Genomic DNA, 22,412 nt, shown 5'->3' with positions numbered 1-22,412 from the left:
TTAATTAAAAAATTATTGGGTTCAATTGCCTACCCTTAAATGATTCTCTAAAACATAAATCTGTTTGCCCCACACTTTTTGATGTACTTGATTAAAAAATTATTGGGTTCAATTGGCTAACTTAATATGATTCTTTAAAACACAAATATGCTTGCCCCACACTTTTTGATGCACTCCATAATGAATATATTATAAGCCTTATTTTATTTTAGGCCCAAATGGTGATTACAGCCCCAACTACCAGAACGGACTATATTATTACCAATGATATAGCTGAAAACTCAACTGAGGCTGCCGAAGAAAAAAGTAGTTTCCGTTAGAAAGTTAAGCAGTTACATTGGGAAGAAAAATAAATCACGAGTAATTTAAAACTGTGAATATCGCTTACAAAGAAGTCAGGGTAATCATATAGCAATTACTTGTTTGGTATGATTTTCTTTTAAGAAAATAGTTTATTAAACAATGCAGACGGTATATAGTCTCAAAAAATCGCTTTTGGATGATTATCTAATTCAACAAATAAAACACGACTCAATCACTTTTGCGGAAGTCCTAATATAATATAGTGTGGGGTAAAATAAGTAAACTTTGTCTTAGAATTATATAATAAAATTTTCAAGTAATGCTAACACACAAGCAAAACGAACATAGTTTTGACAGAAATAATCTGCACGTTGTGAAGAATATTTCTGAATCTAAGATTATCTCTGAGGAGTGTTTTATTGAGAGATTTTTTTTAGAATCACCCGAAAAAGGCTTTGAACTTCTTTTCAGGAAGTACTATACTAATTTGTGTAATCATGCTATTCGTTTTGTTTATTCAAAAGAATTGGCAGAAGATATTGTAGCGGAAGTTTTTACAAATTTTTGGCAAAATAAAGTTTACGAAAATATCACAACCTCCTTTCGCTCATACTTATACGCCTCTGTGAGATTCAGAGCATATAATTCAATTAAAGTAGAATTGAATAGGATGACTCATTTTGAAAGCTCTGATTTTGATTTGCGATATTTAGACAATGCTTTGGTACTTCAACCCGACGAAATTCTTCACTTTCACGAACTCACAAAAAAATTAGATATAGCCATTCTTAATCTTCCTCAACAAGCAAGAAAAGCGTTTCAATTGAACAGGCTTGAAGGTAAAAAATATGCTGAAATAGCAACAGAAATGCAAATTACAGTCAGTGCAGTCGAACGGCTCATCAGTAGAGCCTTATCAAAAGTTCGGGAGGAGCTTAAATCAGAATGGATACTCGGTACTGCCCTTTTAATATTTTTCTAAAAAAACAGTAAATACAAAGTATTAAACATGAACTCATCGCTCACAAAAAAAATAATATTTGATTACTTTGATGGTAAAAACTCTTCAATGCAATATAAAATGATTGAAGAATGGTTGATAATTAAGGAAAATCAAGAGCTATTCTATCAGTATCTCGACGAATGGGAATCGCAAAACCCGCAATATTCTTTGAAAACTGATGCTAAATTTGACAAAATTAAACTGAATGTTGCAATTAATCTTGAAAAAAAGCGAGGTTTTAAGATATTAGAGCATAAGAAACATAAGTTTTTTTTAGCAAAACGGGTTGGAATTGCGGCGGCAATTCTAATTTTTATGTGGATTGGTTGGACTGAATTATCAAAGCCATCGAAAATTTCCTACGAAAATCTTGTTCAAAATACAAAAGCAAAAACAGGGGAGATTTATGAAAAGGAAAATGCAACTAAACATCCAATACTTCTCACTTTACCCGATGAAAGCTCGGTGATTCTGCAACCTCAAAGCAAAATCAGTTATTCACCACAGCAATATAATAAAACAAAAAGAGAAGTGATTTTATCGGGAGAAGCATTTTTTGAGGTACATAAAAATTCTGATATTCCATTTTTTGTTTACGCTAATAACTTGGTTACCAAAGTATTAGGTACAAGTTTTACTATTAAAACAAACCCTGATGAGACCAGAGTTATTGTAAAAACGGGTCGGGTTTCGGTAATTTTGCAAAACGATGAACACAAAAAAGAAAAGATTAACGGGAAAACATTAAAAGGCTTTGTGTTGGAAGCAAATCAACAAGTAATCATAAACCAAAAAGGTGAAAAAATTGAAAAATATGTCTTAGTTAAGCCACAAGAACTGCTGCAACCCATTCAAAAACTATCTTTTGATTTTGACGAAACTCGTGCCACAGAAATTATTGAAGTAATTAAAAATGCCTACAATATTGAGATATTCTATAACAAGGAAAAATTATCGAATTGTAAACTCACCGCACATTTATCTGATGAACCCCTGATTGAAAAGATCAAACTAATTTGTATTGCCTTAGATGCTACGTATGAAGTGGTTGATGATAAATTTTTCATAAAATCTAATGGATGTAGGTAGAAATCAATACGGAATACGCAGTTCGGAACAATATGTTTGCAGTATTCAGTTGAAGAAAAAACTCGTTACTAATCAATTTTTAACTATAAAACTATGAAAAAAAGACTACTGATTTGTAAGAAAACACGTATTATACTGTTGAAAGTCACGTTTTCCCAGCTAATCCTCTGGCTGTTTTTTGTTGGGGTATCTTTTGCTCACGATGGATATTCGCAAGATGTGTTGAATAAACGGATTAGTATAAAAGCTGATGTTCAACCGATGAAGAAGGTGATGAATGAGATTGAAAAATCCGCTGATGTCAGGTTTTTGTATAAATCTAACCTTATAAAAGCGGACAAATTAGTGAGCATAAACATGGATAATTCCACTTTGGACGATGTCCTCAAATACTTACTTACCCCATTTCAATTAAATTTTAAAGTGATTGGTAAGCAAATCGTCCTAAAAAAAATCGAGGTCAAAATCGGCTTAATCGAAAATGAAAATATACCAGCCTCGGTTCCAATATTAGATAAACCCCTCAAAGGAAGTATTATTGATGATAAAAGTGAAATAGTTGTTGGAGCGAGTATAATAGTTAAAGGCACAACAAAAGGCACAACTTCTGACGTTAGTGGGAATTTTAATTTAAGCGTTCCAAACGAAAGTAGTTCAATCATTATCAGTTCTGTTGGATATGAATCTCAGGAGGTTTTAATCGGAAATAAAACGATTATTGATATTATACTGAAAACCGATTTAAAGCAATTGGATGAGGTGGTAATCGTTGGATATGGTGAGTTGAAAAAGAAAGATTTAACGGGTGCTTTGTCCTCAATACAATCAAGAGATATTGTGAGAGGAAACCCTACGCTGGCTGCCAAAGCACTTCAAGGACAAGTGGCAGGGGCAACAATCACAAAATCGGATAATAGACCTGGGAGTACCTTCAACATCACAATCAGGGGTGAAAACACGATTAATAATTCCACCGCTCCCTTGGTGGTGATTGATGGATTGATGGGCGGCGACCTCAATAATCTTAACCCAAATGATATTCAATCAATGGATGTTTTGAAAGATGCCTCATCAACCGCAATTTATGGGGCAAGGGGGGCAAACGGGGTTATTATTGTTACCACAAAAAAAGGAATTTCAGGAAAACCCCGCATTAGTTATGATGCCTACGTAGGCATTAAAAATCCAGCTCATATTCCTCAAATGCTATCAAGTGAACAATTTTATAAAATAGCTTATACCGATAGAATATTGGAAGGTGTTACGGGTGCAACTTTCACCTCAGCAGAGGCTGCCAATATTAAAAATGGCGAAACAACTGATTGGGTCGGTCTAGTTACAAAACCAGGAACGCAAATGAGTCATAACATTAGTGTTTCGGGCGGAACTGAAAAAACAACTTATCGCTTTTCGGGGGGATATTTACAGGAAGATGGCAACGTAAACAGCACAAACTATAAGCGTTATAACTTGAATGCAGGGCTTGACAGTAAATTAGGAGAGCATTTTAAAGCTGGTTTTACTTCTTATTTAACCTATTCTAACCAAAACTTAGGTTCGCAAGAATCGTTAAGAGGAGCATATCGTGCAAGACCAACGGGTGTTCCTTATTTTGCAGATTTAGCAAATCCAAGTGAAAATCAGGATATAAATTATAATGGATTGGCAGTTTGGATGGGAATCAACGATAAACAAGTGCCAAATCCGCTGATTGATACTGACCCAAGTGTATCAAAACTTCAAACTACAATTGCCAATATACTGGGCAATATATATGTAGAATATTCCCCAATCAAAGGATTGAGTATTCGCACTTCGCTATCAGCCAATTATGGGGGTGTAAGAATTGGTGATTATAGAGGTCAATGGTCAAAGTCACAAATTGGAAATAAACCAAGAACGCAGTATGAAAACCGTACAACTGGCAGTTATACCCTTGATAATATCATCAATTATAACCTTGATTTGGGTAAACACAAAATAACGCTTACGGGATTGCAGAGTGCATTTTACCAAAGGAATGAAGCATATATTATTGCCGTAAAAGACCTACCTTATGAATCTGACTGGTATGCTCTGAACACCGGAACTTTAACCAATTTCGGAAGTTCACTGATTGAAAGTTCTATTTCTTCTTATATGGGACGGATAAATTATGCACTTAACGATAAATATTTATTGACAATTACGGGACGTTCAGATGGGGCATCTCAGTTGGCTGCTGGCAATAAGTGGGCATTTTTCCCTTCCGTAGCCTTAGCTTGGAGAATGAGCGATGAATCATTTATGCGAAATTTAAAATCGCTTTCTAATTTAAAATTGAGGGTAAGTTATGGAGAAGTTGGTAACGCAACCGTTAGTCCATACAGTACACAAGCTGGTTTATTAAATACGGGTTATGATTTTGATGGCACCGCAGCTTATGGTTTTGCCCCACAAAACTTAGGAAACAAAAATTTGCGATGGGAAAGAAGTAAGGAACTGAATTTAGGGTTAGACTTTGGCTTTTTTAAAAATAGAATCACAGGAACAGTGGAAGTTTATGATAGAAAAACGGTTGATTTGATTTTGAATCAAAAAATTCCAACTGCCTCAGGATTCTCACAGGTGATTTCAAACGTGGGTAAGATTCAAAATACAGGCGTTGAAATATTATTGAATACCGTCAATGTTACAGGAAGGGATTTCAGTTGGAATACAACCTTAACGTTTACCAAGAATGATAATAAGTTGCTCGAATTATATGGTGAAGGTCAAACAATTGACAAAGGAAATAAATTATTTGTGGGTTATCCGATTAGGTCAAATTTTGATTATAAGTTTGATGGAATTTGGCAAAATGCCGACAAAGATCTTGCCTTAAAATATAAGCAAGTACCTGGTTCTGTGAGAGTTGTGGACGTTAATAACGATGGACAAATTTCTTCAACTGAGGGAATTGACGATCGGATGATTTTAGGAACTCAACTACCTAAGTTTCTGATGGGCATAACCAATCGTTTTAAGCATAAAAATGTCGATTTTTCATTCTTTGCTTATTATCGTAATGGAACTGAATACAAAAATAATACACTCTCAGGCACTTTTGGAGACATAGGAACACGCTATAACAGTTTAGCCTCTTTGGATTATTGGAGAAGCGATAATCCTTCTAATACTTATTTTGGGGTTGCTGCTGCCAATCCTTATCGTTCAGCAATCACTTATCAAGATGCAACTTTTTTGAGAATTTCAGATGTAACTTTTGGTTATACGATACCAAAAGGGAAAATGGATAAAAATAAATTGTCGAATGCTCGTATTTATACACAGGTGATTAATCCATTTATATTCACTAAATATACTGGTTTCGACCCTGAATTTAACTCTGCTATCTACCAAGATGATGTGCCTTCCATGACCATTAGTCTTGGTGTTAATGTAAGTTTTTAATAGTTTAAATTTGACATAAAATGAAATTAATCATACTCAAACGTTATAATTTTTGGCTTGTAACCATTTTATTTCTTGTACTATCAAGCTGTAAAGACAATTTTTTGGAGGAAATTCCCAAAACTACCTTAACCACTGATATTTATTATAAAACCGAGGCAGGTTTTGAAGATTTAGTTAGATCTTGTTATCCTTTATTACGAAATATTCATCAAAATAGAACTTTAGTTTTACAAGGAACTGATATTTTCTCGGCACAAAGCGGATGGAATCCATCGCTTGTCAACGGCAAGGAAAATCAACCAAATCTCTTCGATGTATATGACGTTCGGTTTAATGCTACATTACCCGAAATCCAAAGTTTGTGGCAATTATTGTACGCCGAGATAGCCCGAACAAATACGGTAGTTTCTCGTTCGGAAGTAATTACTACAATGGCACCAGCTTTGAAAGATTCAAGAATTTCAGAAGCCATATTTCTGAGGGCTTTATGCCTATTTTATGCCGTTCAACAGTGGGGTGATGTACCAATGCCCTTGGTTGAAGTTACCACGCCAAGCAAAGATTTTCCTCGGATAGCGGCGGCAGATGTTTACAAACAAATCATCTCAGATTTGCTTGATTGTGAAGCAAAATTGCCGATTACAGCCAGTAACTACGGTAGGATTACCAAAGGAGCAACTCAATTTTTGTTATCTCGTGTTTATTTAACCCGAGGATGGAATTATAATGGGTCGCTCGGCGGCTCAGTCGCAGATTTCAATGTGGCCTTACAATACGCAGATAAAATAGTTGACGCTTATCCATTAGCTTCTAACTATAAGGATTTGTTCCCTATTCGTTCAAATAATCCTTTGACCCAATACACGGGGGCTCAAAATGATAAGAATGCAGAGATTATTTTTGCAGTACAGTATAATCCAGACGTATTGACTAATAAAACGGATGTCGCTTTTAGTCCAGACCCAGCAGGTGGAAACGACTTGCATTCAAAGTTTGGTCCAAGTGGTGAAGGCTTTATAGGCAGTAAAGGCAGAACGACAGATTATAATCGTTGCCTCGGAGTTCATCAAATAAATACCGCCACCTATCGTTTCTTTGACACAGATAATGATACTCGTTATGCTCATAATTTTGTAAGTATTGGCTACGCCCTTTCGGCAGTAAAAGACTTCAAACCTCTCCCTCTGAGCAACCCCAATTTGAAAGTCAACTTTGCTGCTGGTGATACAATTATGATTTGCAGACCTTGGAATAAACCTGCAACAACTTTGGCAGAAAGGGGAATAGATTTAGGAGGAAAGAAAAATTATGCTGTTATAAATACGGATGAATTTGGTGGTGGTTATCCAGTTGACAACTCTGGTTTGAACATCCAAGCCCCATTGATGTGGAAATTTTGGCAACCAGGAATTCCCTACGGAGATGCTCTTGGTACTTTTAATGAGTGCGTTTTCCGTTCGGCAGAAGCGTATTTGATAGCAGCAGAAGCCATTGTTAAAGGTGCAAAAGGTGGAAAATTAGGAACGGCCGATGTTTATTACAACAAAATTCTCGACCGTGCTTTAGGTACAAAGAAAGGTACAGACCCTAAATGTGCCGCAGCTCCAGAAAACCAAAAATCATTAGAAACAGCATCGTATAGAGCAACAGCATCGAATATCTCAATTGACTTGATTTTGGATGAAAGAGCGAGAGAATTTATGGGAGAATATAGCAGATGGTTTGATTTAAAAAGAACAGGAAAATTGGTCGAGCGAGTGAAGAAATACAATCCTTGGGTGAAAGGACAAGCGATTGCGGAGAAGCACTATTTGAGACCAATTCCTCAAAGTGAAATTGATTTGTCGTTCCCAGCGATGAAGCAAAATGCAGGATATTAATTAGAATAGAATTGTTTCATAAAAAATTCAAAAAGAGAGAAAGAATTTTTTTCTTCTCTCTTTTTTTCATCTCATCATTTTTGAAAACCTAAAATTCAACCTAAAACTATGAAAAAACACTCTTTTTTAGGGCTATTCGTCCTGTTTTTTAGTTTTAATGCCGTTGCCCAAACCCAATGGAAAGAACTTTTCAACGGTTCGGATTTAAAAGGTTGGACGAAAAAAAACGGCGATGCCGAATACAAAATAATCAACAAAACTATTGTTGGGGTTTCGCAGCTCAATACGCCTAATACTTTTCTCTGTACCGATGAAGGATACGGCGATTTTGTGTTGGAATTAGAAGTAAAAGTTGATATTGGCTTAAATTCTGGTATTCAAATTAGAAGTTTGAGTGACCTTGCCATAAACAATGGACGAGTACATGGCTACCAAATAGAAATTGACCCTAGCGAGCGTGCTTGGAGCGGTGGAATTTATGACGAAGCTCGTAATGGTTGGTTGTATCCTTTGTCAATAAACCCAAGAGGTCAAACTGCATTTAAAAACGGTCAATGGAACAAATACCATATTGAAGCCATTGGTTCAAGTCTGAAAACTTGGATAAATGGCATTCCTTGTGCCAATTTACTCGACATACAAACTGCCACAGGTTTCATTGCTTTGCAAGTTCACCAAATTAAGCGAGAAGTGCAAAATGGACTTACAGTACAATGGAAAAACATCAGAATAGCGACTGAAAACTTGAACGATGTAATTATTAAAGGGGGCGAAGAAGCACCAGAAATCAGTTATTTGATTAATCAATTGTCTGAAAACGAAACAAGAAAGGGCTGGCGTTTGCTTTGGGACGGCAAAACAAACGCAGGTTGGCGATTGGCAAATTACGATAAGTTTCCAACAGTCGGCTGGGTAATTCAAGACGGAGTGTTAAAAGTGCTTGGCACAAAGAAAGACACTTTGGTAAAAAGCGGTGATATAATTACGGAAAAAGAATTTTCAAATTTTGAACTCGAAATAGATTTCAAACTCACCACAGGAGCCAATAGCGGACTAAAATATTTTGTGGTTGAAGACCGCAAGAAAAAAGCAGGTACTGGCTTAGGTCCAGAATTTCAGATTTTAGACGATAAAGTTCATCCAGATGCCAAAGCAGGGGTTAATGGTAACAGAACCACGGGCTCACTTTATGACCTTATTACCGCTGAAAATCTTTCAGAAGGCAATAAAGACAAACGCATTAATCCAGTAGGAAAATGGAATAAACTGCGACTTGTGGTACACGATGGGCATGTGGAACATTGGCTCAATAACCTCAAAATGGTGGAATATGACCGTCATTCACAAATATTTCGTAATTTGATTTTGAAAAGTAAATACAGTGCTTACCCGAATTTTGCACAAGCAGTTTCAGGTCATTTATTGTTGCAAGACCACGGCGATGAAGTGCATTTTAGGAGTATAAAAATCAGAGAATTTTAATAATAATTCAACCATTTTCAAATAAAATACAATGAATAGAAGAAATTTTGTAATAATGGGAGCAACTTCTCTTTGTGCAACTCCACTACTTGGATTTAGAATTTTTGAAAAAAATAATGCCGAAAAACCAGCTTGGTTACTCGATTGGATTAGAATTCATGACCAACAGCTCCCTAACTTTAAGTCTCTCAAAGTTTCCGACTCTAATCAAAAATACTTTGGTGGATACATGGATGATGTTGAAATTCCAAATCCACATTCAACTGGAGCATTTATTGGTAAGGCTTGTATGCTGATGTCTTGTCCTGAATCTGTTTTTTATCAATCAAATGAAGTCTTAAAAGAGGTAGAAGATGCGGCAAAGGCAATGCTGAAATTTCAGCATAATGATGGCACGATTGATTTATTACAAACTAATTTTCATTCGACACCCGATACAGCCTTTGTTTTAGAAAATATAATTCCTGCCTATTCATTTTTAAAGAAATCAAATACCAAAGGCTCAGAAAATGCAATTGGGCTTTTGAAAACTTTCATAAAAAATGCAGGCGAAGCCCTCGTAGTCGGTGGGATTCATACGCCAAACCATCGCTGGGTAGTTTCTGCGGCTTTGACCAAAATAAATGAGCATTTCCCCGACAAACGTTATACAGACCGAATTGACCAATGGCTTGCCGAACACATTGACATTGACCCTGATGGACAATACACCGAAAAAAGCACCAATGGTTATTCTCCTATTGTCGATAGAGCTTTAATTGATATGGCAAAAGGACTCAATAAACCAGAAATCTATGAAGCAGTACGGAAAAATTTGATGATGACGCTTTACTATATTCACCCCAACGGTGAGATAGTTACCGAAGCATCTAACAGACAAGACCGAGGCTCAATTGGTAAAATGACAGGGTATTATTATTGCTATCGCTACATGGCTTTGATGGACAATAATGGCCAAATGGCTACCGCTTGCCGATTAATAGAAAAAACAAGTACCAATCAACAATTGGCGGGATATCTCGATTATTTTTTAGAAAATCCAAACCTTTGGAAAGAACTACCTTCCGATAAACCTTTACAAATAAGTTATGCCAAAGCCTTTCCATACTCAGGTGTGGTTAGAATTAGAAGAGAAAATTGGGATTGTACCCTACTTTCAAACAATGCCAGTTGGCTCACTTTTCATAAAGGCAATGCCGTGCTGCAAGCGATGAGGATTTCGGGTTCTTTCTTTGGAAAAGCTCAATTTCAATCTGAAAAAATAGAGCAACAAAATGACACTTGGATGCTAACACAATCATTGGAAGGTCCTTATTACCAGCCTCTTGACAAAGATAAAATTTCAGCAGACGGTGATTTGGACAAAATGCCAAGAACTATGCGTAAACAGAGTGAAATACAAAAATTGCAAACTACGGTAAAAGTAAAAGAAGTTAAAAATGGTATTGAGGTAGAAATTGAAATGACAGGTACAGATAATGTCCCAGTATCTTTCGAATTGATTTTTAGGGCAGGGGGTACATTTTCGGGCGTAAATAAACACACAAAAAGAGACAATGCCTATTTGTTTTCGAGTGAAAATGGTACTTATACCGTTGGAAATGATTCGATAAGTTTTGGCCCAGGAAAAATGGAGCATAAAGGTGTGCAACTAAGAGGAGCTTTACCCGCCATGGAAGCCCCCACGGTTTATTTGACAGGCTTTACGCCATTTAAGCATACAATCAAATTATCATAAAGTGACAATTTAGGTGACTATTCAAAAAGCGGTGTGAAGGATTTTTATTAAAAAAAGCAAGGTAAACATTCAACCCAAAACATATAATGATTAAAAAAATAATCCTTTTCTTTTGTTTAAGTTTTCCTTCTTTTGCTCAAACCCAATTTCAGCCTGAAGAATGGGTGAATACTATTATAGGAACAGACTCAAAACGTAATTTTTCCAATGGCAATACCTATCCTGCCATTGCCATGCCTTGGGGTATGAACTTTTGGACACCACAAACTGGCAAAAATGACGATGGTTGGCAATATCAATACAGTGCCAATAAAATCAATGGTTTCAAACAAACGCATCAGCCTTCGCCTTGGATTGGCGATTATGGTCAGTTTTCTATTATGCCCATGACGGGAAAATTGAATTTCAAAGAAGACAAAAGGAGTAGTTGGTTTTCGCATAAAACAGAAGTTACAAAGCCCTATTATTATAGCGTGTATCTGTCAGACCATGCTGTTTTGGTCGAAATCACTCCCACCGAAAGGGCATCGGTTTTCCGCTTTACGTTTCCAAAATCAGATAGTTCCTACATTCTGGTTGATGGTTTTGACAGGGGTTCATACATCAAAATTTTACCCGAGCAAAATAAAATTGTGGGCTATACCACAAGAAATCGTGGTGGTGTTCCTGCTAATTTTAAAAACTACTTTGTAATTGAGTGTGATAAAACTTTTAACCTCGCTTGGACTGTAAACGACAGCCTTTTGGCAAAATCAATAAACGAAGTAACAAGCAATCATGCCCAAGCTATAATTGGTTTTTCTACCAAAAAAGACGAACAGGTAAATTTGAGAATTGCTTCATCATTTATTTCAATAGAACAAGCCGATTTGAATTTGAAAAGAGAAATTGGCAAACAAACTTTTGACCAAATTCAAATAAAAGCCAAAGCTGCTTGGCACAATGAACTCATCAAAGTAAAAGCCGAAGGTGGCACGGAAGAACAATTAAAAACATTCTATTCATGTCTTTATAGGATGCTTTTGTTCCCCCGAAAATTCTATGAATTTGATGCCCAAAACCAAATCGTTCATTATAGTCCTTATAATGGTAAGGTCGAAAAAGGGTATATGTTTACAGATACTGGATTTTGGGACACTTTTCGGTCACTATTTCCATTTTTAACTATTATGTACCCCGACATGGACGGGCATATAATTGACGGATTGGCTAATACTTATAAAGAAAGTGGTTGGTTGCCCGAATGGGCAAGTCCGGGTCATAAAAAAAGCATGATAGGCAGTAATTCTGCCTCGGTAATTTGCGATGCTTATTTGAAAGGTGTACGAGGGTTTGACATTAACTTATTGTATGAAGCTCTTATGAAAAATACCGAAGGCGAAGGCCCAATTAGTTCAGTAGGTAGAAATGGAGCGAAACAATACAATGAATTGGGCTTTGTACCACTCGAAGGTTTTGGCGGAAGTACGGCTAAAACCTTAGAATATGCCCATGCTGATTTTAATTTGAATCAATTGGCAATCGCTCTCAACAAACCCAAAGAAGAAGTAGAAAAATTTGGCAAACGCTCGCAAAACTACCGAAATATGTTTGACCCAAGCTTTAATTTAATGCGTGGTAAAAAACAAGATGGTACTTTCCCGACCACTTTCGATCCGTTCAAATGGGGTTATGAGTTTGTAGAAGGCAATAGTTGGCATTACAGTTGGTCTGTTCTGCATGATTTCAAAGGACTTTCAAACCTAATGGGCGGCTACAAAAAAATGGAACTAATGTTGGATAGTGTATATATTCTTCCACCAACCATAGAGGAAAGTTATTATAAAGGCGTAATACATGAAATGACCGAAATGCAAGTAATGAATATGGGGCAATATGCTCATGGTAATCAACCTATTCAGCACATGGCTTATATTTATAATTTTTGTGGAGTACCATGGAAGTCTCAAATGCACGTTAGGGATGCGATGAATAAATTGTATAAACCAACTCCAGATGGGTATTGTGGTGATGAAGATAATGGACAGACCAGTGCGTGGTATGTATTCAGTGCCATGGGTTTTTATTCGGTTTGCCCAGGCACACAGCAATATGTTATTGGTTCGCCACTATTCAAAAAGATTACTTTAAACCTTGAAAATGGGAAGAAATTTGTCATTGAAGCACCTCAAAATCAACCCAAAAATGTCTATATCCAATCTACGTCCTTGAATGGAACGAGTTATGACAAAAATTTTCTTAGCCATTTTGATATTATGAAAGGAGGAAAATTGATTTTAAATATGTCAGAAAAACCAAATTTCAAGCGAGGGGTTGCTAAAAAATCACTGCCTTATTCTTTTTCCAAATAAATTATTTAGCATAAAACATGAAAAAAGAACTTCTTATTTTTACGCTCATTTGTCTGAGTATCGTCTCAAACAATTTTGCTCAAAAACCGAATATTGTTTATATCCTTGCCGACGATTTAGGAATAGGCGATGTGTCGGTCTATAACCAGAATGGTAAAATTATCACCCCATATATTGACCAATTGGCAAAAAATGGCGTTCGATTTACAGATGCACACACAACTTCATCTGTTTGTACTCCTACACGTTATGGAATTATGACTGGTCGATATAATTGGCGAACGACTCTCAAAAGCGGTGTTTTACACGGGTATGACACGCCTTTGATAGATCCAAAAAGAGAAACGGTTGCCTCATTTTTGCAAAAGCAAGGGTATAATACTGGTATTGTTGGGAAATGGCACTTGGGATGGAATTGGGGAAATATAGAGGCAGGCGAAAAGAAAGTTGATTTTGCAAAGCAAGTACAAAATGGTCCAAATAAAAGAGGCTTTGATTATTCTTTTTGTATTCCTTCCTCATTGGATATGCCACCTTATGCCTATGTTGAAAATGGTTTTTGTACAGCCATACCGAAAGATACATGTTTAGGGCGATCGGGTATTGAACTTTTCAGAGCGGGAATTTTTGCCCCAGATTTCAAACCAGAAGAGGTTTTGGGGAAATTTACTGAGAAAGCCGTTTCATTCATAAATGAGAATGCAAAAAAAGACAAACCATTTTTTCTCTATTTTCCTTTGGCTGCTCCGCACACGCCCATTCTACCGATTGGAAAATTTGTTGGTAAAAGTAATGTTTCACCCTACGGCGATTTTGTGCTTATGGTCGATGATGTGGTAAAGCAAGTGGTTGAAACGCTCAAAAAAAATGGGATTTATGAAAATACAATCATCATTTTTACCTCTGATAATGGTTTTGCCAATCCAGCAGATTTGCAGGCACAACTTCGCAAAGGTCATAATCCCTCAATGATGTTCCGAGGAGTAAAAACTGATATTTTTGAAGGCGGGCATCGGGTGCCATTTATTGTTTCTTGGGGGGAAAATCTCAAAAAAACGAAAGTAAGTAATCAATTGGTTAGTTCAACTGATTTTTTTAGAACCATTGCCGAATTAAATAATGTCAACTTGGATGATAAAACAGCAGAGGATAGTTTTAGCTTTTTAAGCGAAATTACAGGTAAAAGGACAAGTTTTGCCAAACGTGAAGTCCTTGTACATCATTCATCAAATGGTTTTTTTGCCATTAGAAAAGACAATTGGAAACTTATTATGTGTTCGCACTCAGGAGGGAATAGTAAGCCCAAAGAAAACAGCGAAGAGGCAAAAAAATTACCTAACATTCAATTATATGATTTATCGAACGATATTGGTGAAACCCAGAATGTATATGAAAAGCATCCAGAACTCGTAAAACAACTTACCGATATATTAACAAATTACCTCAAAAAGGGTCGAAGCACCAATGGAATCAATCAAACCAATGAAGGTCCAAGCCATTGGAAGCAATTGACTTGGTTGAAAGAATAATTTCTTAAGAAAAATAAATTTACGTAATGAATAAATCACTATATTTTTCAAGGTCTCTCGTTATTTTTATCTTGATGAGTACAACAATTTCTTTCGCTCAAAAAACCAAAGTTCAGCCCGTTGATTTGGTTTATCCTTTGTTAGATGCTGCCAATTCTCGATGGTTCTTTTTCAATTCGGCTACTCGACCTTTCGGTATGGTAAATTTGAGTCCCGATAACGCCATTGATTCTGATTGGAATGCGGGCTACCGTTATGAAAAAGACAGCATCAAGTGTTTTAGTCATGTACATTGCTGGCAATTATCGGGCATTCCGGTTATGCCCACAACGGGTGATTTTAAGGGACATTTAGGCTCAAATCAATATGGCTCAAAGTTTTCCCATGAAAATGAAATAATCAAAGCAGGGTATCATAAAGTGGTTTTAGATGCTTATGGAATTACGGCAGAACTGACATCAACTACTCGTGTTGGTTTTCATAAATACACTTTCCCAAAATCAGCTCAAAGTCAAATTCTTTTCGATTTTTCAACTTTTCTTGGCCCTTCTGATACTCAAAAAGGATTTGTAAAAAAGGTAAGTAATCAAGAAATTGAAGGTTATGCTATTATGGCTCCGACTGTTCGTCGTCCAAAAACACTCACGGTTTTCTTTGTAGCTCAATTTGATAAACCTTTTGATTCGCTGAAAGGGTGGCGAAAAGGACAATTAGAGGACATAAACAAGACCATTGAAGGTGAAAAAGTTGGGGCATATATCAATTTTTCCACACAAACAGGTGAAGTTAGAAAAATGAAAGTAGCCATTTCTTACGTAAGTGAAGAGCAAGCAAGATTGAATCTGAAAAGTGAACTATCGCATTGGGATTTTGAAAAAGCGGTAAAAGAAAGCAGAGAAGATTGGAATAAATGGTTGAGTAGAATAGAAGTTGAGGGCGGAACAACTATTGAAAAAAGACGTTTTTACACCGATTTATGGCACGCTTTACAAGGGAGACGCATCATTTCGGACGAAAATGGTAAATATTCGGATATGACAGGTGCTGAACGCCGCATTGGACAAATTCCTTTAGATGAAAAAGGAAAACCTAAATACAATCATCATAATTCTGACTCATTTTGGGGAGCTCAATGGACAATCAACACACTTTGGCATTTGGTATATCCTGAAGTAACCGAGTCTTTTGTCAATTCGATGGTGATGATGTACCAAGATGGTGGATTTATTCCACGGGGCCCAGCAGGCGGTAATTATACCTATGTAATGACAGGTGCAGCTACAACGCCTTTTATTGTTAGTGCTTATTTGAAAGGAATAAAAGGTTTTGACATTGAAAAAACCTACGAAGGATTACGTAAAAATCATTTTCCAGGCGGGATGATGAGTAAAGCAGGTTATGAACACAATACTTTTAAAGGTGGTGGTATCGAATATTACATGGAGCGTGGCTACGTTCCGCATCCACTCAGCAAAATCAAATATGGATTTCATCAAGATGGTTCTACACAGACATTAGAATATGCGTATCAAGATTATAGTTTAGCACAAATGGCTAAAAAATTAGGCAAAAACGATGATTATGCGCTTTTTATGAAGCGTGCAACCAATTACAAAAACATTTGGAACGCCGATATTGGTTGGATGTGGAATAGAAATTTAGATGGAAAATGGGCAGAACCTGTCGATATTTTACGCTACGACAATGGTTGGGAAGAAGGAAATGCTGCTCAATTTACATGGTTTGTGCCTCACGATGTACAAGGCTTAATCAATTTGATGGGAAGCCGAGAAGCATTTACAACAAAACTAAATAGCTCATTTGAAAAAGCTCAAAAACACGATTTTGTTTCGGGGAAATCACATGACAAAGAAACGCTTGAAGAATTACGTCGAGTTTATATCAATTATGGCAATCAGCCGAGTATTCAAACTGCTTTTTTGTTCAATTATTCGGGGTCGCCGTGGCTCACACAATATTGGTCTCGACAAGTAATAGACAAGGTTTATAGCGACCTTTCACCTCAGTTTGGTTACAGTGGCGACGAAGACCAAGGTTTAATGGGTAGCCTTTCAGTTTTAATGAAATCGGGTATTTTTTCTACCAACGGCGGTACAAGTTCAGAACCATATTACGAAATCAGTAGCCCAATTTTCAATAAAATAACTTTTAATTTAAACCAAAAATATTATTCGGGTGGAAAATTTGTTGTTGAAGCAAAAAATAATTCAAACAAAAATTTTTATATCCAATCAGCACAATTAAACGGTCAATCATTAAATAAACCATGGATTTTGCACGATACAGTGGTAAAAGGAGGTAAACTGACTTTAATGATGGGAGATAAACCAAAAAAAACTTGGGGAAGTAAACCTGAGCAAGCACCACCTTCGATGACAAGCTATATAAAATGAATAAAACAATTAAGTCAATTTTGATAATTACAATGACCATTTTATCTAAAAATGGTCATTGTCAAAGCACAGAAATACCTCAGCAACGAACATTGATTTGGAACACAGAATCAACTCTTGCCAATAAGGTATATCAATCGTTTGCCAGTAAAAAAATCAATTTCGATAAATTGAGTGAAAGGGGCAATACGCCCAGAATTTTGCTCGCAAAATTGCTTCTGAAACAAGACATTGAGGCTGTAAACAATGCAATCCAACAAATGAAAGTTCGGGGCGTTACGGGTTCCCATTGGGCATTGAATCCCAAAGGCGATTATGATTTTACGCTCATGCCCTTGACCACCATCCTGTTTTTGTTCGACAATCAACCTGATTTGCTATACCCCAAAACAAAAGAGCATTTAATAAATACATTGCTAACAGAAGAAGGTGGAAAATACCGACGGGCCACGCCCCGTACATTGGGTTTAGTGGCTGATACTGAAAATCATATTTTGATGACCGAAGGCTCTCGCTACTTAAAAAATCATTGGCGGATGCTTCATGGCGATTTGTCCCCTACCTACGATAACGTCGCAAACGGCATGGAAGTTAAGATTTTGGCTTATTTAAACCGTATGAAAACCAATGGCTTATACGAATACAATTCTATCCCATACATTGGCTACACCATAGCAGCTTTGTTAAATTTAGAAGCTTTTGCTTCTAAAAAAGTGAGTGCAGAAGCCCGCAATGTACTGGATTACATGAATTGGACTTATGCCTTGGGAACTTACAAATTAAGGCATTATGCACCCATGCGTAGGCGATACGAAAAAGCTAAAATTCAAGAGTTAACCACTGATTATCAGTCTGTTTTCGTCAAAGCTTGGTTGAGTTATGCCCCCATTGAGCCATTTAATACCGATATTTCAAACGCAGAAGTTCATGCTTTAGTGGGTTCGTGTATGCCTTATCGGCCTGCTGATAAAGTGGTAGAAGTAATTTTTAAAAAAGACAATGGCTATTTCGTAAAATTAGGGCATGGCAAAAAATCTTGCCCAGAAATAATTACGGCGAGCAAGCACTTTTTACTTTCGGCAGGCGGGGCCAATCAAGGTAAAAACTCTTTGGTCATCGCACGCCCGACTACTCTTTTTCTGAATGACAAGGCCGATAAACTACACGAAACCTTTCATTTGACAGGACAAGGAAATGATTTTATGAAATGGAATAATACTGGTGTTTATAAAAACTTTGCTTGTGCTTCGGGTAAAGTCTTTGTGCCAGAAGGGTTTAAGCCCGTTATAAAAAGAAACAATTGGGCGGTTTATGAAGGAAATAGCAATGTCAAAATCGCAGTTTATGCTGCTGAGGGTGTAGGTTTGATGTTTATTTTTGAAGACACGAAAGCCGAAGAATTATTGGCAAATCTTGAAAAATCTAATCCGAGTCCTGAGCAATTAAAAACCAAATTTCAATTCTCAGATGGTCAAATCATCACTTACGATGTCAATGCACCACAAGACAAATGGGTCATAAAATCTATTGATGGCAAATTAGTAGATAGAAATTTTCATAAATGGGAATTGATAAATTATGAATCCAGAATTTTTAATTAAACAAATAGTATGAAAAGAGTTAACCTCATTTGCCTGTTTCTAACTCTCATAAGCAGTTTTGTTTATGCCCAGGAAGCAATTTCTTGGAAAGTAAAAGTGACAATTGCCCCCGAAATCCAACAAAGTTTTATCAACAATGGGCGTTTATTGTTACACGTAACCAAACAATATGAACGAGAACCACGCCTTCGTTCAGAAATCGCTTTAGGCGTAACACCTCAAAATTGGGAGGCTAATTTTCCCTTTATGTTAGATTCAAAAGATAAAAATGTTTTAAATATTGGCTTAGATAAACTAAAACCGAATGCTTCTGACCAATATTATTTTCAAGTAGTTTACAAACAGAACATTGAAGATGGGCAAGAAAATGTAGCAGGAAATCTGTACAGCAATATAGACTCGGTGTTGTTCTCTAATAACATTCAACTGAATCTTACATTAAATAAAATCATTCCGCCAGCTACCATTATTAACCATGATTTTGTTAAAACAGTTGAGATAAAAAGTAAATATTTATCTGAATTTTCGGGTAAACCTCGCTATTTGAAAGCTGCCATTTTGTTGCCTTCCAGTTATTTTGAAAATCCTGATAAAACCTACGCCATTTGTTACAGAGCCGCAGGTTTAAATGGACGTTACATTGCCATCAATGGCTTGATAAGTAACAAAGATTTTACAGATTGGTGGTTCACCAAAAATGCTCCACAAATCATCTATGTTTTTCTTGATTCACAAGGCCCTTATGGCGATACCTATCAAGTTGATTCAGAAAATAATGGCCCTTGTGGCAAAGCATTGACAGAAGAGTTAATTCCTGAAATTGAAAAGCAAGTTCGCTACAAGGCAGATTCAAAAATGCGTTTTTTGGCAGGTAATTCAACAGGTGGTTGGGTGTCCCTGGGTTTACAAATATTTTATCCAGATTTCTTCGATGGTACATGGTCATATAGTCCAGACCCTGTTTATTTTGAGCATTATGGATTGATAAATATTTACGAAGATGAATCCATTTTTTACAATCGCTATGGATATTTACAACCTGGTCGTAGAACAATTTACGGTGAACCAACTTTTTCGATGAAAGATTGGATTGCAGGCGAAAACCTAAATAGCCGAACTGGCAATTATTTAGTTTCGGGTGGACAATTTGGTGCATATAATGCAGTTTTTGGCCCAAAGGGAAGTGACGGTTTACCATCATTGATGTTCGACCCAATCACAGGAAAAATCGACCATAACATTGCCAAACAGTGGGAAAAGTATGATTTAAAGAAGGTTTTAGAAAAAAACTGGATAACTCTTGGGCCTAAATTGCAAGGAAAAATATGGATTTGGATGGGTGATATGGACGGACTTTATTCTAACGTAGCCACAAGATTTTTACAAAAATTTATAGATAAAACAGAAGACCCAAAATCAGATGCCAAGATTTCATTTACGGCAATGGCTGGGCATGGACAAGAATGGAGCGACAAAGCGGTATTGACTTTGATTGCTGAAAAAGTTGCTAAAAATAAGATTTAATGAAAGATTTGATAAAAAAAATATCCTCGTTGTTAATTGTTTGCCTGTGTTTTAGTGCTGGCGTTTTTGCCCAAAATTCCAAAACAGTTTGGTTAGATGATTTAATTATAAAGTCATTTTCGGAAGGAATTCCTTCGGTTTCAGCCAAAACAAATGCAGGTGGTGATTCTATTCATATGAACGGAAAACTTTTTAAATACGGCGTAGGTGTAAGTTCTACTAGTGTTTTGTCATTTTATTTGGATGGTCATGCTACAGAATTTTCGGCGGTCGTGGGTGTGGATGATAAAGGCGTAAAAGATTTACCCCTCAGATTTTATGTGATTGGTGATAGAAAAATTTTGTTTGAAAGCGGTGAAATGAATTTAGGTGATGAACCAAAAACAATAAAGGTTGATTTGATAGGCATTAAACGTTTGGGGCTTTTGGTAACTATCGAAGAAAAAGGATTTAACAGGTCTTATTCCAATTGGGCAAATGCACAGCTTGTGATGAAAGATAATTTTATTCCGCAAAATATACCTAATTCAGACGAAAAATACATTTTAACACCCCAATCCGATAAAACTCCTAAAATCAATTCTGCTAAAATTTTCGGAGCAAGACCCAATAATCCATTTCTTTATACAATTGCCGCAACAGGACAAAGACCGATGAGCTTTTCGGTAAATAATTTACCAAAAGGGCTATCTCTTGATGCAAAAACAGGTATAATTACAGGAAAAGTAATTCAAAAAAGCACTTATTTAACTGTTCTGAAAGCTAAAAATGAATTGGGTGAAGCCACAAAAATACTTAAAATAGTCATTGGCGATACAATTGCACTCACACCACCAATCGGCTGGAATGGCTGGAATTCTTGGGCAAGAAATATTGACCAAGAAAAAGTAATTGCTTCTTCCAAAGCGATGGTGAAAATGGGTTTAAATCAGCACGGTTGGACTTACATTAATATTGACGACGCTTGGCAAGGAAAACGTGGTGGGCAATTTAATGCCATTCAACCCAACGACAAATTTCCAAAATTCAAGGAAATGGTTGATTATGTGCATGGTTTAGGCTTGAAAGTAGGTATTTATTCTACACCAATGATTACGACCTATGCAGGATATGTCGGTGGCTCGTCTGATTTCGAAAATGGAAAAATAACTGATTCCATTAAAAACAATAAACGAGCTTTTAGGTATCTTGGAAAATATAGATTTGAACAAAATGATGCCCAACAAATGGCAGCATGGGGAATTGATTATCTAAAATACGATTGGCGGATCGAAGTGCCTTCTGCGAAAAGAATGTCGGAGGCTTTGAAAAATTCGGGCAGAGATATTGTTTACAGCATTTCCAATTCTGCTCCTTTTGCAAATGTGAAAGATTGGGTACGATTGACAAATACTTACCGCACAGGCCCTGATATTCGTGATTCTTGGCTCAGTCTTTATGTGTCGGCTTTTACACTTGACAAATGGAGCCCTTACGGTGGGCATGGCCATTGGCTCGACCCTGATATGATGATTTTGGGAAATGTTACCACAGGCACAAGTTTGCACCCCACACGACTTACGCCCGACGAGCAGTACAGTCATGTGAGCATATTTAGCTTATTATCAGCACCTTTATTGATTGGTTGTCCGATTGAACAATTAGATGCTTTTACCTTGAATTTATTGACAAATGATGAAGTTATTGAGATAAATCAAGACCCATTAGGGAAATCTGCAAGGTTAATTTTGGAAGAAAATGGCGTGCAAATTTGGCAAAAACCTTTAGAAGGTGGTTCGTATGCGATTGGTTTATTCAATGTAGGAGATTATGGAAAAACACCTGAAAGTTATTTCCGTTGGGGTGATGAAAAAGCAAAATCTTTTACGTTTTATTTTAATAAAATTGGCTTGAAAGGTAAATACAAATTGAGAGACGTTTGGCAACAAAAAGATATAGGCGAATTTAATGATTCATTCAAAACCGAAATTCGGCATCACGGAGTTATTTTGTTGCGAATGTTTCCGAAAAAATAAAAAAAATTGCACTATTTGCTGCTAAAAAAAATAAAGCAATTGGTATAA

12 protein-coding genes are annotated in these 22,412 nt (G+C 36.5%); all 12 read left to right on the top strand.

The window, feature by feature from the left end; all coding sequences use genetic code 11:
• The first annotated feature begins 622 nt into the window (after positions 1-622).
• Positions 623-1,285, top strand: a complete 663-nt coding sequence (locus tag AC1W31_RS13680; RefSeq protein WP_481735023.1) for an RNA polymerase sigma-70 factor — start codon at positions 623-625, stop codon at positions 1,283-1,285.
• A gap of 27 nt (positions 1,286-1,312) precedes the next feature.
• Positions 1,313-2,395, top strand: coding sequence for a FecR family protein (locus AC1W31_RS13675; RefSeq protein WP_481735022.1), 1,083 nt, complete (start codon positions 1,313-1,315; stop codon positions 2,393-2,395).
• A gap of 93 nt (positions 2,396-2,488) precedes the next feature.
• Positions 2,489-5,827 carry a TonB-dependent receptor gene (locus AC1W31_RS13670; protein ID WP_481735021.1) on the top strand — a complete coding sequence of 1,113 codons (3,339 nt, stop codon included), beginning with the start codon at positions 2,489-2,491 and terminating at the stop codon, positions 5,825-5,827.
• A gap of 20 nt (positions 5,828-5,847) precedes the next feature.
• Positions 5,848-7,710 (top strand): RagB/SusD family nutrient uptake outer membrane protein, encoded by a 1,863-nt coding sequence (locus AC1W31_RS13665; RefSeq protein WP_481735020.1) that lies wholly within the window; start codon positions 5,848-5,850, stop codon positions 7,708-7,710.
• Between the two features lie 108 nt (positions 7,711-7,818).
• On the top strand, positions 7,819-9,192 hold the full coding sequence (locus AC1W31_RS13660; RefSeq protein WP_481735019.1) for a 3-keto-disaccharide hydrolase: 1,374 nt from the start codon (positions 7,819-7,821) through the stop codon (positions 9,190-9,192).
• A 31-nt stretch (positions 9,193-9,223) separates the two neighbouring features.
• A complete protein-coding gene (locus tag AC1W31_RS13655) occupies positions 9,224-10,930 on the top strand; it encodes a hypothetical protein (RefSeq protein WP_481735018.1) in 1,707 nt (568 codons plus the stop codon).
• 86 nt (positions 10,931-11,016) lie between these two features.
• Positions 11,017-13,281, top strand: coding sequence for a GH92 family glycosyl hydrolase (locus AC1W31_RS13650; RefSeq protein ID WP_481735017.1), 2,265 nt, complete (start codon positions 11,017-11,019; stop codon positions 13,279-13,281).
• A 17-nt stretch (positions 13,282-13,298) separates the two neighbouring features.
• The gene (locus AC1W31_RS13645; RefSeq protein ID WP_481735016.1) at positions 13,299-14,810 is read left to right on the top strand and encodes a sulfatase family protein; all 1,512 of its coding nucleotides are present in this window, start codon (positions 13,299-13,301) and stop codon (positions 14,808-14,810) included.
• A gap of 26 nt (positions 14,811-14,836) precedes the next feature.
• Positions 14,837-17,224, top strand: coding sequence for a GH92 family glycosyl hydrolase (locus tag AC1W31_RS13640; protein WP_481735015.1), 2,388 nt, complete (start codon positions 14,837-14,839; stop codon positions 17,222-17,224).
• Positions 17,221-18,825, top strand: coding sequence for a hypothetical protein (locus tag AC1W31_RS13635; RefSeq protein WP_481735014.1), 1,605 nt, complete (start codon positions 17,221-17,223; stop codon positions 18,823-18,825). Before AC1W31_RS13640 ends, AC1W31_RS13635 begins: the two co-directional genes overlap by 4 nt.
• Positions 18,826-18,834: 9 nt before the next feature.
• Positions 18,835-20,349: an alpha/beta hydrolase-fold protein gene (locus AC1W31_RS13630; protein ID WP_481735013.1), complete on the top strand. Its 1,515-nt coding sequence runs from the start codon at positions 18,835-18,837 to the stop codon at positions 20,347-20,349.
• Positions 20,349-22,364 carry an NPCBM/NEW2 domain-containing protein gene (locus AC1W31_RS13625; protein WP_481735012.1) on the top strand — a complete coding sequence of 672 codons (2,016 nt, stop codon included), beginning with the start codon at positions 20,349-20,351 and terminating at the stop codon, positions 22,362-22,364. The genes AC1W31_RS13630 and AC1W31_RS13625 overlap by 1 nt, the downstream gene beginning before the upstream one ends.
• Positions 22,365-22,412 lie beyond the last annotated feature (48 nt).

The sequence above is a fragment of the Arcicella sp. genome (assembly GCF_964672035.1).
This window is presented reverse-complemented; position numbering and strand designations above follow the sequence as displayed.

Coding starts and splice junctions, on each gene's coding strand:
- AC1W31_RS13640 (WP_481735015.1), top strand. CDS start 14,837: ATGAATAAATCACTATATTTTTCAAGGTCTCTCGTTATTTTTATCTTG.
- AC1W31_RS13630 (WP_481735013.1), top strand. CDS start 18,835: ATGAAAAGAGTTAACCTCATTTGCCTGTTTCTAACTCTCATAAGCAGT.
- AC1W31_RS13645 (WP_481735016.1), top strand. CDS start 13,299: ATGAAAAAAGAACTTCTTATTTTTACGCTCATTTGTCTGAGTATCGTC.
- AC1W31_RS13665 (WP_481735020.1), top strand. CDS start 5,848: ATGAAATTAATCATACTCAAACGTTATAATTTTTGGCTTGTAACCATT.
- AC1W31_RS13680 (WP_481735023.1), top strand. CDS start 623: ATGCTAACACACAAGCAAAACGAACATAGTTTTGACAGAAATAATCTG.
- AC1W31_RS13655 (WP_481735018.1), top strand. CDS start 9,224: ATGAATAGAAGAAATTTTGTAATAATGGGAGCAACTTCTCTTTGTGCA.
- AC1W31_RS13675 (WP_481735022.1), top strand. CDS start 1,313: ATGAACTCATCGCTCACAAAAAAAATAATATTTGATTACTTTGATGGT.
- AC1W31_RS13670 (WP_481735021.1), top strand. CDS start 2,489: ATGAAAAAAAGACTACTGATTTGTAAGAAAACACGTATTATACTGTTG.
- AC1W31_RS13625 (WP_481735012.1), top strand. CDS start 20,349: ATGAAAGATTTGATAAAAAAAATATCCTCGTTGTTAATTGTTTGCCTG.
- AC1W31_RS13650 (WP_481735017.1), top strand. CDS start 11,017: ATGATTAAAAAAATAATCCTTTTCTTTTGTTTAAGTTTTCCTTCTTTT.
- AC1W31_RS13635 (WP_481735014.1), top strand. CDS start 17,221: ATGAATAAAACAATTAAGTCAATTTTGATAATTACAATGACCATTTTA.
- AC1W31_RS13660 (WP_481735019.1), top strand. CDS start 7,819: ATGAAAAAACACTCTTTTTTAGGGCTATTCGTCCTGTTTTTTAGTTTT.